The organism is Streptomyces sp. 11-1-2 (genome assembly GCF_003595545.1).
GTDB lineage: Bacteria > Actinomycetota > Actinomycetes > Streptomycetales > Streptomycetaceae > Streptomyces > Streptomyces hygroscopicus_B.
This window is the reverse complement of sequence record NZ_CP022545.1, coordinates 4,199,639-4,212,213: the sequence shown is the minus strand read 5'-3', so window position 1 is coordinate 4,212,213 and position 12,575 is coordinate 4,199,639. Positions and strand designations below refer to the sequence as shown.

The 12,575-nt window shown below is 68.9% G+C and carries 9 protein-coding genes and 1 pseudogene; 7 read left to right on the top strand and 3 right to left on the bottom strand.

Annotated elements, in window-relative coordinates; translation table 11 throughout:
• The first annotated feature begins 254 nt into the window (after positions 1-254).
• From CGL27_RS17970 to clpX, 3 genes are all read left to right on the top strand, one after another.
• Positions 255-869: an ATP-dependent Clp protease proteolytic subunit gene (locus CGL27_RS17970; RefSeq protein ID WP_014060704.1), complete on the top strand. Its 615-nt coding sequence runs from the start codon at positions 255-257 to the stop codon at positions 867-869.
• A 61-nt stretch (positions 870-930) separates the two neighbouring features.
• Positions 931-1,587 (top strand): ATP-dependent Clp protease proteolytic subunit, encoded by a 657-nt coding sequence (locus CGL27_RS17965; RefSeq protein ID WP_037945933.1) that lies wholly within the window; start codon positions 931-933, stop codon positions 1,585-1,587.
• 182 nt (positions 1,588-1,769) lie between these two features.
• Positions 1,770-3,056: an ATP-dependent Clp protease ATP-binding subunit ClpX gene (clpX, locus tag CGL27_RS17960; protein WP_059145704.1), complete on the top strand. Its 1,287-nt coding sequence runs from the start codon at positions 1,770-1,772 to the stop codon at positions 3,054-3,056.
• 104 nt (positions 3,057-3,160) lie between these two features.
• On the opposite strand, the gene CGL27_RS17955 is transcribed toward clpX, so the two are convergent.
• The 3 genes from CGL27_RS17955 to CGL27_RS17945 are packed head-to-tail and all read right to left on the bottom strand — an operon-like array spanning position 3,161 to position 6,073.
• The gene (locus tag CGL27_RS17955; RefSeq protein ID WP_119988384.1) at positions 3,161-4,006 is read right to left on the bottom strand and encodes a hypothetical protein; all 846 of its coding nucleotides are present in this window, start codon (positions 4,004-4,006) and stop codon (positions 3,161-3,163) included.
• A 58-nt stretch (positions 4,007-4,064) separates the two neighbouring features.
• The gene (locus tag CGL27_RS17950) at positions 4,065-5,066 is read right to left on the bottom strand and encodes a hypothetical protein (protein WP_119988381.1); all 1,002 of its coding nucleotides are present in this window, start codon (positions 5,064-5,066) and stop codon (positions 4,065-4,067) included.
• Between the two features lie 53 nt (positions 5,067-5,119).
• Positions 5,120-6,073 carry a hypothetical protein gene (locus CGL27_RS17945; protein WP_078641419.1) on the bottom strand — a complete coding sequence of 318 codons (954 nt, stop codon included), beginning with the start codon at positions 6,071-6,073 and terminating at the stop codon, positions 5,120-5,122.
• 116 nt (positions 6,074-6,189) lie between these two features.
• Between CGL27_RS17945 and CGL27_RS17940 the strand changes: the two are divergent.
• The 4 genes and pseudogenes from CGL27_RS17940 to CGL27_RS17925 all read left to right on the top strand — a co-directional run bounded on the left by CGL27_RS17940 (position 6,190) and on the right by CGL27_RS17925 (position 12,566).
• Positions 6,190-8,822: pseudogene (locus tag CGL27_RS17940) on the top strand (valine--tRNA ligase).
• Positions 8,823-9,035: 213 nt separating this feature from the next.
• Positions 9,036-10,490, top strand: a complete 1,455-nt coding sequence (locus tag CGL27_RS17935; protein ID WP_119988379.1) for a penicillin-binding protein 2 — start codon at positions 9,036-9,038, stop codon at positions 10,488-10,490.
• Positions 10,491-10,705: 215 nt separating this feature from the next.
• Positions 10,706-12,211, top strand: a complete 1,506-nt coding sequence (locus CGL27_RS17930) for a folylpolyglutamate synthase/dihydrofolate synthase family protein (RefSeq protein ID WP_119988376.1) — start codon at positions 10,706-10,708, stop codon at positions 12,209-12,211.
• 1 nt (position 12,212) lies between these two features.
• Positions 12,213-12,566, top strand: coding sequence for a DUF4233 domain-containing protein (locus CGL27_RS17925; protein ID WP_119988373.1), 354 nt, complete (start codon positions 12,213-12,215; stop codon positions 12,564-12,566).
• Positions 12,567-12,575: the final 9 nt, after the last annotated feature.

Sequence of the window (12,575 nt, the reverse complement as noted above, 5' to 3'; positions counted from 1 at the left end):
GAACGGGCCCGAACGTCTGCACGCGTCCGGGCCCGTTCGTGTTCCGCGATACCGGTCCGGTTCCGGAACATGCGCTCAGAGCGAACAGTTCCTGATGCGGGATGGCGCCCGCCGACCAGCGCGTTAGGGTCCGTAGATACGAGGGCAGGGGAGTCTCGCAAGCCCGCCGGGGCCGCACCGGCGGCCACATCCCCGCACCCCAGAAGAAGACGCTGAGACGGCCAGTCAGCCGTCAGAGACGAGCAGGTGGATACGTGACGAATACGATGCCTTCCGCCGCCGGCGAGCCGACCGTCGGTGGCCTCGGCGACCAGGTCTACAACCGGCTGCTCGGCGAGCGGATCATCTTCCTCGGCCAGCAGGTCGACGACGACATCGCCAACAAGATCACGGCTCAGCTGCTCCTGCTCGCCGCCGATCCGGACAAGGACATTTACCTTTACATCAACTCTCCGGGCGGCTCGATCTCGGCCGGCATGGCGATCTACGACACCATGCAGTACATCCAGAACGACGTGGTCACCATCGCGATGGGCCTGGCCGCCTCGATGGGGCAGTTCCTGCTGAGCGCGGGCACCCCGGGCAAGCGTTTCGCGCTGCCCAATGCCGAGATCCTGATCCACCAGCCCTCCGCGGGTCTGGCGGGTTCCGCCTCGGACATCAAGATTCACGCCGAGCGGCTGCTGCACACCAAGAAGCGCATGGCCGAGCTGACCTCCTTCCACACCGGCCAGACGGTTGAGCAGATCGTCCGTGACTCCGACCGCGACCGCTGGTTCTCCGCCCAGGAGGCCAAGGAGTACGGCCTGGTCGACGACGTCATGACGTCCGCCTCCAGCGTTCCGGGCGGGGGCGGCACCGGGGCCTGAGTCCCGCCGTCCCGTAGCCGACCTCCAGCCCCCAGATCGCCACAGGATGGTGAAGACCCAGATGAGCAACTTCCCCGGCAGCGGCCTGTACACGGGCCCGATGGCCGAATCCCGCTATGTCGTTCCGCGTTTCGTCGAGCGCACCTCCCAGGGCATCCGCGAGTACGACCCGTACGCGAAGCTCTTCGAGGAGCGCGTGATCTTCCTGGGCGTCCAGATCGACGACGCCTCGGCCAACGACGTCATGGCGCAGCTGCTGTGCCTGGAGTCGATGGACCCGGACCGTGACATTTCGGTCTACATCAACTCTCCCGGCGGCTCGTTCACCGCGCTGACCGCCATTTACGACACGATGCAGTTCGTCAAGCCCGATATCCAGACGGTCTGCATGGGTCAGGCGGCGTCCGCCGCGGCCGTGCTGCTCGCCGCCGGTACGCCGGGCAAGCGGATGGCCCTGCCCAATGCCCGCATCCTGATCCACCAGCCGTACAGTGAGACCGGGCGTGGTCAGGTCTCCGACCTGGAGATCGCGGCCAACGAGATCCTGCGGATGCGCTCGCAGCTCGAGGAGATGCTGGCCAAGCACTCCACCACGCCCATCGAGAAGATCCGCGACGATATCGAGCGGGACAAGATCCTCACGGCCGAGGAGTCCCTGGCGTACGGTCTTGTCGACCAGATCGTTTCCACCCGCAAGACGTCGGTCGGTCTCGGCTGAATCTTCGGTGGCGACACCTCCCTTGGACCGAGTAGGTCCAAGGGGGGCCCGAACCGGGGGCCCGGCAAGGTACCGTCGTAGAGGGCTGGGGGCCCCGGCCCACGGAAAAAGAAGCAGAAAGCGCAGCGCAAGCACCCGGTTCCGCGCAGCAAAGCGGATCCAAGGCGAAGGGGAAGCACCTCGTGGCACGCATCGGTGACGGCGGCGACCTGCTCAAGTGCTCGTTCTGCGGGAAGAGCCAGAAGCAGGTGAAGAAGCTCATCGCGGGCCCGGGTGTGTACATCTGCGATGAATGCATCGATCTCTGCAACGAGATCATCGAGGAGGAGCTCGCCGAGACCTCCGAAGTGCGCTGGGAGGAACTCCCCAAGCCGCGCGAGATCTATGAATTCCTCGAGGGCTACGTGGTCGGCCAGGAGGCCGCCAAGAAGGCCCTCTCGGTCGCCGTCTACAACCACTACAAGCGGGTTCAGGCGGGCGAGAACGGCGGCCACAGCCGGGACGACGGCATCGAGTTGGCCAAGTCCAACATTCTGCTGCTCGGCCCCACCGGCTCCGGCAAGACCCTGCTGGCGCAGACCCTCGCCCGGATGCTCAACGTCCCCTTCGCCATCGCCGACGCCACCGCGCTCACCGAGGCGGGCTATGTCGGCGAGGACGTGGAGAACATCCTCCTCAAGCTGATCCAGGCCGCTGACTACGACGTCAAGAAGGCCGAGACGGGCATCATCTACATCGACGAGATCGACAAGGTGGCCCGTAAGAGCGAGAACCCCTCGATCACCCGCGATGTGTCCGGCGAGGGCGTTCAGCAGGCGCTGCTGAAAATCCTGGAAGGGACCACGGCGTCGGTGCCGCCGCAGGGCGGCCGGAAACATCCGCACCAGGAGTTCATCCAGATCGACACCACGAATGTGCTGTTCATCGTGGGCGGTGCCTTCGCCGGTCTGGAGAAGATCATCGAGTCGCGGGCCGGTGCCAAGGGCATCGGGTTCGGCGCCACGATCCGCTCCAAGCGCGAGATCGAGGCGAGCGACCAGTTCCAGGAGGTCATGCCCGAGGACCTGGTGAAGTTCGGAATGATCCCGGAATTCATCGGCCGTCTCCCGGTCATCACCTCCGTCCACAACCTCGACCGCGAGGCGCTGCTGCAGATCCTCGTCGAGCCGCGGAACGCGCTGGTGAAGCAGTACCAGCGGCTGTTCGAACTCGACGGTGTGGAGCTGGACTTCGACCGTCCGGCCCTGGAGGCCATCGCCGACCAGGCGATCCTGCGCGGCACCGGGGCCCGGGGCCTGCGCGCCATCATCGAGGAAGTGCTGATGTCGGCGATGTACGAGGTGCCGTCCCGCAAGGACGTGGCCCGCGTCGTCATCACCGAGGACGTCGTGCACTCCAATGTGAATCCCACGCTGGTGCCCCGCACCCGGGGTACCGAGCCGGGCGAGCGGCACGAGAAGAGCGCGTAGGCGCCACGCACGCGTAGTCGCCCCGCAGAGAGCATGCGAAGAGGGCCCCGGTCTCCGGGGCCCTCTTCGTGTCGTACGCGCCCTGTGGGCGCCTTACGGGCGGTTCAGGCGGGCTTGCGGGTGTCCTGGTAGATGCCCGCGGTCACCTTGGCGAAGGACTCCATGTCGGCGTCCGACGGCGAGGTGTTCTCCGCGTTGACGTCGAGCACCATCGCCGCGTCCGTCTCCTCCGCCCAGACGCAGGCCGGGGCGTAGATCCGGTCGTAGAGCTTGACCACCTCGCACTCCACCGAGGGACCGTCAGCGCCCTCCGGCTGGAACCGCTTGCGCTTCTCCTCCACCGTGGGGGAGCCGTCGCCGCCCGCGAAGCCCTTGAACATCTCGTCCCGGACCGCCTCCGGGTCCCTGATCTCGCCGTACATCCCGGAGAAGGCGAGCCCCGAGTTGTCGTCGTCCGACCGCTTGTACTGGGCCAGGACAGAGGTCGCGCCCTCGGGCATGCCGCCCTGCACGCTGGTGCCCTCGTTGTCGAGGTCGTCCGTGCCCTTGTCCAGCGTGTACGTGCCGTCGTCGAGCGTCTTGGGGGTGACCAGCTTCATCGACTTCGGGCCGTCGTCGCCGCCGGACAGCACCACGGCGCCGGTGACGATCGCGCCCACCACCACGAGCCCGGCCAACGTCACTGCGATGATCTTGGTGCGGTTGCCGCCCCCGCCGGCCGCGGGCGGCGCGGGGTAGGGCGGCTGGCCGTAGGGACCCGCCTGCTGCTGCGGGTAGCCGTAGCCCTGCGGGGGCGGCTGCTGCGGATAGCCGTAACCCTGCGGCTGCGCGTACGGGTTGGGCTCCGCGGGCTGCTGCTGCCCTTCGCTGTACGGATTGGGCTGAGCGCCCCCGTACGGGCTGGGTCCGCCGCCGTAGGGCCCCGGTGGCGGTGGCTGGTTGTGGCTCATGGCTGTGGGGGTCCCCCTCCGGATCGGCTGTGGCCTGTGAACTGGGCGGCCCGCTCGGCTACTTGATCTCCACGCGCGCGTCGTTGCGGACCTTCGCGGTGATGTCAGCGGCGTCGTCGAGCGACATGCCGTTGCCGGACAGCGCCGCGGCCGCGTCGGAGACGACCACATAGCCCACCGTGCTGTTGTCGCCCCACATGCAGATCGGGATCGTGAACCCCTTGCTGGGTATGCCGCTGGAGCTGGAGCCCTCGCCCGGGGTGAACTTGGTGTTCTGGCACTTCATCACGGCGTTCTCGAAGCCGCTGGGCGTCACCGACTCCGGGCTGCCCACGAGCTCGGCCTTCATCCCGCTGCTGGTCGAGGAGTCCTTCTCGGCCTCCTGAGCGATCTTCGCGAAGGCGCCGTCGACTACCGCCTCCGGGTCCTTCACCTCGCCCCAGACCCCGTTGAGCTGGAGCTTCTTCACGCTCATGCCCTCGCCGGACTTGTACTCCGCGCTCACGGGCTCGGGGTTGCTGACGCCGAACTTCTCGAAGTCGTCCGCGTCCGAGGAGGTGAGTCCGCCGCCGGCGCCGGAGGACTCCTTGGTGTAGTCGCCGGCCACCGTCTCGGGGGTGGTGAGCTTGTACCGCTTGCCGTCGTCGGCGACCTTACCGCCGCCACCGCCACCGCCACCGCCACCGTTGTCGTCCCCGCCCTGGATCACCAGGACGCCGCCGACGATCGCGGCCACCACGACCACCGCGCCGATCGCGACCCACAGGCCCTTCTTCTTGCCGCCACCCTGCCCCGGGTCCGGCTGGTACGGGCCCGGCATGCCCGGCTGGCCGTACGGCTGCTGCTGGCCGTACGGGTTCGGGGGCTGTCCGTAGGGGCCCGGCTGCCCCTGCGGCTGCCCGGGGTAGCCGTAGCCCGGCTGCGGCGGCTGCGGCGGCTGTCCATAGGGACCCGGCTGCTGCGGGTAGCCGTAGCCGGGCTGGCCGGCCGCACCACCCTGTCCGTAGGGACCCGGCTGTTGGGGCTGCTGGCCATAGGGGCCCGGCTGGTTGTAGCTCATCTGTATCCCTCGTTGGTGAAACCGCTGTTGTGTTGCTGTTCGCCGGTCGCGGGCTAGCCGTCGATCTCGACTCGCGCGTCCTTGCGCACCTTGGCCGTGAGGCCGGCGGCGTCCTCGAGGGACATACCGCCGCCGAGAACCGCGGCCGCCGGGTCCGCCATGACTGTGACGCCCAGGGTGTCCTTGTCGCCCCAGACGCACGCGGGGGCCTCCATGGATCCCTGATCCGAGGTGAACTTCATGGACTGGCACTTCAGGACGTCCCCGTCGAAGCCGTCCGGGGAGAACGTCTGGGGACTGCCCTTGGCCTGCGCGGTGCCGTTGTCCTGCAGCGTCTTGACGATGACCGCCAGTGCGAGATCCGCGCCCCGCGCCGGGTCGGTCACCTCGCCCCAGACGCCGGTGAACTTCAGCATCTCCTTGCCGGAGGTCTGGTAGTCGGCCGCCACCAGATGCGGGTCCTTGACGACCGGCACCTGCTGGAGGTCCTTCCTGCCCGCCGCCGACAGATCACTGTCGTCCGTGCCCGAGCCCTGGCGCTCGTAGTCCGCGGCCACGGTCTTGGGCGTGGTCAGCTTGTACGGGCCGCCGCTGCCGCCGCCGAACAGCATGAACGCCCCCGCCCCCAGCGCCCCCACGACCACCACCGCGCCGACCGCGAGACCCACCTTGCGGCCCTTACCGCGGCCACCGGCCGCCGGTCCCTGGGGCGGCGGCGCCTGGGGCCCGCCGTAGTAGCCCGGGCCCTGCTGGGGCACGGGGCCTTGCTGGGGCACAGGGCTCGGCTGGGGCGGCTGGGGAGGCTGCCCGTAAGGGTTCGCGGGCTGAGGGTGTCCGTAGCCGCCGGACCCGCCGTAAGGGCTCGGCTGACCGTAGCCGCCCTGCGGCGGCTGGCCGTAGCCCGGTGTCTGCGCATACGGATTGGGCACCGGCGGCTGGCCGGCGCCGTACGCCCCTGGCTGGCCCCCATAGGGGCCGGGCTGCGGCGGCGGCTGCTGATGGCTCATGTGCCTCTCCTTATGCGCATGACAGTTCCAACATCCTTCCCGACGGCCCAGGGCGCCTTGGCCCCGGGGCCACAACGGGTTCGTAACGGAAGGCCGCGGCCCTTTAGACTGCGGAGGTGACCGAGAACTCTTCGCAGCGCCCCACGAGCGGGCCGAACAGCCACCCCGAACTGCCGACCCAGTACGCGCCGGCCGATGTAGAGGGGCCGCTGTACGAGCGCTGGGTAGAGCGCGGTTACTTCGAGGCGGACGCGAAGAGCGACAAAGAGCCCTACACCATCGTCATCCCGCCCCCAATGTGACCGGCTCGCTCCACCTCGGCCATGCCTTCGAGCACACGATCATCGATGCGCTCACCCGGCGCAAGCGAATGCAGGGCTTTGAGACGCTCTGGCAGCCCGGTATGGACCACGCCGGTATCGCCACGCAGAACGTTGTCGAGCGCGAGCTGGCCAAGGAGGGCGTCTCCCGCCACGACCTGGGCCGCGAGGCGTTCGTCGAGCGCGTCTGGCAGTGGAAGGGCGAGTCCGGCGGGCAGATCTCCGGCCAGATGCGGCGCCTGGGCGACGGCGTCGCGTGGAACCGTGAGCGCTTCACCATGGACGAGGGGCTCTCCAAGGCCGTCCAGACGATCTTCAAGCGGCTCTACGAGGACGAGCTGATCTACCGCGCCGAGCGCATCATCAACTGGTGCCCGCGCTGCCTTACGGCCATCTCGGACATCGAGGTGGAGTACGACGACGATGAGGGCGAACTCGTCTCGATCCGGTACGGCGAGGGCGACGCTTCCATTGTTGTCGCGACCACCCGTGCCGAGACGATGCTGGGAGACACCGCGGTCGCCGTCCACCCCGACGACGAGCGCTACCGCCATCTCGTCGGCACCGAGATCGAACTGCCGCTCACCGGCCGCCGGATCCCGATCGTCGCCGACGAGCATGTCGACCCCGAGTTCGGCACCGGTGCGGTCAAGGTCACCCCGGCCCACGACCCGAACGACTTCGAGATCGGCCAGCGGCACGGCCTGCCGAACCTGACCGTCATGGACGAGCACGCGGTCATCACCGCCCATGGCCCCTTCCAGGGCCTGGACCGCCTTGAGGCGCGCAGCGCCGTCGTCGGCGCCCTGCGCGCCGAGGGCCGGATCGTCGCCGAGAAGCGCCCGTACACCCACTCCGTGGGCCACTGCTCGCGCTGTAAGACGACCATCGAGCCGCGGCTGTCCATGCAGTGGTGGGTCAAGGTCGGCCCGCTGGCCAAGGCCGCGGGCGACGCGGTCCGCGACGGCCGGGTGAAGATCCACCCGGAGGACATGTCGAAGCGCTACTTCGACTGGGTCGACAACCTCCACGACTGGTGCATCTCGCGCCAGCTGTGGTGGGGCCACCGGATCCCGGTCTGGTACGGGCCGAACGGCGAGGTCGTCTGCGTCGGACCGAACGAGGAGCCGCCGAGCGGCGAGGGCTGGCACCAGGACAGCGATGTCCTGGACACCTGGTTCTCGTCCGGCCTGTGGCCGTTCTCCACGCTCGGCTGGCCCGAGCAGACCGAGAGCATGGAGAAGTTCTATCCGAACTCGGTCCTGGTCACCGGCTACGACATCCTCTTCTTCTGGGTCGCCCGGATGATGATGTTCGGCCTGTACGCGATGGACGGCACCCCGCCGTTCCACACCATCGCGCTGCACGGCATGGTGCGTGACCAGTTCGGCAAGAAGATGTCCAAGTCCTTTGGCAACGCGGTCAATCCGCTGGACTGGATGGACACCTACGGATCGGACGCGGTCCGCTTCACCCTGGCCCGGGGCGCCAACCCCGGGGTCGACGTTCCGATCGGCGAGGACTGGGTCCAGGCGTCCCGCAACTTCGCCAACAAGATCTGGAACGCGACCCGCTTCGCGCTGATGAATGGGGCGACGGTCGAGGGCGAACTCCCCGCCCCCGAGCGGCTGTCCGCCACCGACCGCTGGATCCTGTCCCGGCTGAACGCGGTGGTCGCCGAGGTTGGCGCGTACTACGAGGACTACCAGTTCGCCAAGCTCTCCGACGTCCTCTACCACTTCGCGTGGGACGAGGTCTTCGACTGGTACGTCGAGCTGTCCAAGACCACCTTCGCCAAGGGCGGTGCGGAGGCCGACGCCGCTCGGCGCGTCCTCGGCGAGGTCCTGGACATCACGCTGCGGCTGCTGCACCCGGTGGTCCCGTTCGTCACCGAGAAGCTGTGGACCTCGCTGACCGGCCGGGAGTCCGTCGTCATCGCGGAGTGGCCCGGCGACAGCGGCTTCCGGGACGAGGCTGCCGAGCGGGAGATCGAGAACCTCCAGCAGGTGGTCACCGAGGTCCGTCGGTTCCGCGCCGACCAGGGCCTCCAGCCCGGTCAGCGGGTCCCGGCGCGGCTGGAGCTGTCCGGCACCTCGCTCGCCGCCCACGAGGACGCGATGCGCTCCCTGCTGCGCCTCCAGCCGGCCGGTGAGGACTTCACGGCCACCGCCTCGCTGCCGGTCGCGGGCGCGACCGTGGCGCTGGACCTCTCCGGTGCGATCGACGTCGAGGCCGAGCGCAAGCGGCTGGCCAAGGACCTCGCCGCGGCCGAGAAGGACAAGGCGCAGACGACCGCGAAGCTGTCCAACGAGGGCTTCCTGGCCAAGGCCCCCGACCATGTGGTGGAGAAGATCCGCACCCGGCAGGCGACCGCCGAGGCCGATATCGCGCGGATCACCGCCCAGTTGGCGGCCCTCCCCAAGGGCTGACCGAGGGCTGGCCGAAAGCCGGTCGGCACTGATCGCACGAGGCGCCCCCGCCGGATTCCGGCGGGGGCGCTTTGGTGTGTGCGATGTGCCACAGACGCCCCGAGAAGCCTCACAAACGCCTCACAGGCCCCGCACAGCAAAGCCCCACCGGGAACCAAACACTGCCTTCCGGGAGTTCTCCGGCAGTACGTCCCGGAAGGAGCTCCACCCTCCATGAACAAGCCGCTGCGAAGGGCCTCCATTTTCTCGCTTCTGCTCGTGCTGGCCCTGCTCGCCTGGGCCACCTATGTGCAGTTGGCGAGAGGCGACAGTCTCCGGGACAACTCGCACAACAGCCGTGTGGCCATCTCCCAGTACGCCGGCCCGCTGGGTGACATCCTGGCCGGCGGCAAGCCGATCACCGGCTCGGCGTCTACCGACGGCGACCTGAAGTACAAGCGCACCTACACCGACGGCAAGCTCTGGGCCCCGGTCACCGGCTACGCCTCCCAGTCCTACGGCAGCACTCAGCTCGAGGCCCTGGACCGACAGGTCCTCGACGGCTCCGACAGCCGGCTGAAGAACCCGCTCGAGGCGGTCACGCGGGAGCGGTCCAAGCCCGGCGATGTGATCACCACGATCAAGCCGGCCGTGCAGAAGGCCGCCTATGAGGGCCTGGGGAACAAGACCGGCGCGGCCGTGGCGCTCGACCCCACGACCGGCGCCGTCCTGGGCCTGGCCAGCACGCCCTCGTACGACCCCGGCAGCTTCGCGGGCTCCTCCACCAAGGACCAGAAGGCGTGGCTCGCGCTGCAGAAGGACAAGAAGCAGCCGATGCTGAACCGCGCGCTGCGCCAGACGTACCCGCCGGGCTCGACCTTCAAGGTCCTGGTCGCCGCCGCGGCGCTGGAGAACGGGCTGTACTCGTCGGTGGACGAGCCGACCAAGAGCCCGGATCCGTACCGGCTGCCGGGCACGGTCACCGATATGCACAACGAGAACAGGTCGGCGCCCTGTAAGAACGCGACGATACGCACCGCCCTGGAGTACTCGTGCAACACGGTCTTCGCGAAGATGGCCGTGGACCTGGGCCAGTCCAAGGTGTCGGCGCAGGCCGAGAAGCTGGGCTTCGACGACTCCAAACTGGACATCCCGGTGCGCGCCGCGAAGAGCCTCTACCCGAGCGGGATGAACGACTCGCAGACGGCCCTGAGCGGTATGGGCCAGTTCGATGTGACGGCCACTCCGCTGCAGATGGCGATGGTCTCCTCGGCCATCGCGAACGACGGCAAGCTGATGACCCCGTACGAGGTCGACCGCACCACGGACGGCACTGCCTCCGCCCTGGACCGTAACCAGGACAAGACCTACGGCGAGGCGATGTCCAAGCACACCGCGTCCGAGCTGCAGTCCGCGATGCGGACGGTCGTGGATCAGGGCACCGGGACCAACGCGAAGATCCCCGGGGTGACGGTGGGCGGCAAGACCGGCACCGCCCAGCACGGTGAGAACAACAGCGCCAATCCCTACGCGTGGTTCATCAGCTACGCGGACGCCGGCGGCGGCCACAAGGTCGCGGTCGCGGTGGTGGTCGAGGACAGCGACGCGGCCCGCGCCGACATTTCTGGCGGCGGCCTCGCGGGGCCGATCGCCAAGTCGATGATGAAGGCTGCTCTCGGCGGCGAGTGAGCCGAAGGGGCGCGTCGCTGTCGTAAGGGAGAGCGCGCGCAGGGAGCGAGGAACGAGTGACCGAGCACGGTCGACCGTCGACAGCGACTAGAGCGCCCCGGAGGCGAGCCGCCTTGTCACAGATACCGGGTCGTGACCCCCTCGGTGATACCGGGTCGTGACCCCGGGGATGGCGCTGGCCCGGCTTGTCACCCCTGCCTCGTAGACTGGTCGGCGTGAGCGAGGAGCGCCCCCAGAACGAGTCCGACGAGTTCGAAGAGATCGTCGAAGCCGAGACCGACCGTGACCCCGATCTGGCGGTGATCGAGGCCGGTAGCCGGACGCTGCGTGCGCAGTCCGGGCCACCGCAGGGGGACGGCATTCCGTCCCGCCCGGCCGACCCGGAGCTGGACCGCGCCCTGCGCGAGGTGGAGGGCGAGCTGGCCAAGCGCTGGCCGGAGACCAAGCTGGACCCGTCGCTGGTGCGCATCGAGTCGCTGATGGACATCCTCGGTTCGCCGCAGCGGTCCTATCCCTCGATCCACATCACCGGCACGAACGGCAAGACCAGCACCGCCCGTATGGTCGAGTCGCTGCTGGGCGCCTTCGAGCTGCGCACCGGCCGCTACACCAGCCCCCATGTCCAGTCGATCACCGAGCGGATCAGCCTGGACGGGGCGCCGATCTCCGCCGAGCGGTTCATCGAGACGTACCAGGACATCCAGCCGTACATCGAGATGGTCGACGCCCAGCAGGAGCACCGGCTGTCCTTCTTCGAGGTGCTCACCGGGATGGCGTACGCGGCCTTCGCGGACGCGCCCGTGGACATCGCGGTGGTCGAGGTCGGCATGGGCGGCTCCTGGGACGCCACCAATGTGGTCGACGCGGGCGTCGCGGTGATCATGCCGATCTCGCTGGACCACACCGACCGGCTCGGCACCACTCCGGAGCAGATCGCCACGGAGAAGGCCGGCATAGTGAAGCAGGACGCCACCGTGGTGCTCGCGCAGCAGCCGGTGGAGGCCGCCTCCGTGGTGCTCAAGCGCGCCGTCGAGGTGGACGCCACGGTCGCCCGTGAGGGCATGGAGTTCGGGGTGCTCTCCCGGGAGGTGGCGGTCGGCGGTCAGCTGCTGACCCTGCGCGGCCTCGGCGGGGAGTACCCCGATGTCTTCCTCCCGCTGCACGGCGCCCACCAGGCACACAACGCGGCGATGGCGCTGGCCGCCGTCGAGGCGTTCTTCGGCGTCGGCTCCCAGCAGGCCCGCACGCTCGACATCGACACGATCCGCTCCGCCTTCGCCTCCGTGACCTCGCCGGGCCGGATGGAGGTCGTGCGCCGCAGCCCCACCGTGGTGCTGGACGCCGCGCACAACCCCGCGGGCGCCCGTGCGGCGGCCGAGGCGGTCACCGAGTCCTTCGACTTCAGCCGGCTGGTCGGCGTGGTCGGGGCGAGCGCCGACAAGGATGTCCGCGGTCTGCTGGAAGCCTTCGAGCCGATCTTCGCCGAGGTCGTGGTGACCCGCAATTCCAGCCATCGCGCGATGGACCCGGACGAGCTGGCCGCGATCGCCGTCGAGGTCTTCGGCTCCGACCGGGTCCAGGTCGAGCCGCGGCTGGACGACGCCCTGGAGGAAGCCATCACCCTGGCGGAGGAAGAGGGTGAATACGCCGGAGCGGGTGTTCTGGTGACCGGGTCGGTGATCACGGTCGGCGAGGCCCGGCTGCTTCTGGGAAGGGGCTGATATGCGGACGCTGTGCGCTTCCACCCTCATCGGTGAGTTCTTTGTGATCGGCTTCGCCGGGCTGGTCGCGATGAAGACGTCCGGGCTGTCGACGGGCACCGTCTGGACGGTCAGCGGGATCGCCATGGCGCTGTGTGTGCTGCTGTGCGGAATGCTGAGCCGTCCGGGCGCGGTGCAGATCGGCTGGGCCCTGCAGATCGGCCTGGTGCTGAGCGGTTTCGTGGTGACCACCATGTTCGTCCTCGGGGTGGTCTTCGCCGCGCTGTGGTGGGCCTCGGTCCACTTCGGCCGTAAGGTCGACGAGGCGAAGGCGCGGTTCGCCGCGGCCTCGGCCACCTCGCCTGACGCTGCGTGACGTGGCCCT

Bases quoted from the DNA above. Each gene is read 5' to 3' on its own strand.
- CGL27_RS17965 (WP_037945933.1), top strand. From the start codon at position 931: ATGAGCAACTTCCCCGGCAGCGGCCTGTACACGGGCCCGATGGCCGAA.
- CGL27_RS17955 (WP_119988384.1), bottom strand. From the start codon at position 4,006: ATGAGCCACAACCAGCCACCGCCACCGGGGCCCTACGGCGGCGGACCC.
- CGL27_RS17950 (WP_119988381.1), bottom strand. From the start codon at position 5,066: ATGAGCTACAACCAGCCGGGCCCCTATGGCCAGCAGCCCCAACAGCCG.
- CGL27_RS17945 (WP_078641419.1), bottom strand. From the start codon at position 6,073: ATGAGCCATCAGCAGCCGCCGCCGCAGCCCGGCCCCTATGGGGGCCAG.
- CGL27_RS17935 (WP_119988379.1), top strand. From the start codon at position 9,036: ATGAACAAGCCGCTGCGAAGGGCCTCCATTTTCTCGCTTCTGCTCGTG.
- CGL27_RS17925 (WP_119988373.1), top strand. From the start codon at position 12,213: ATGCGGACGCTGTGCGCTTCCACCCTCATCGGTGAGTTCTTTGTGATC.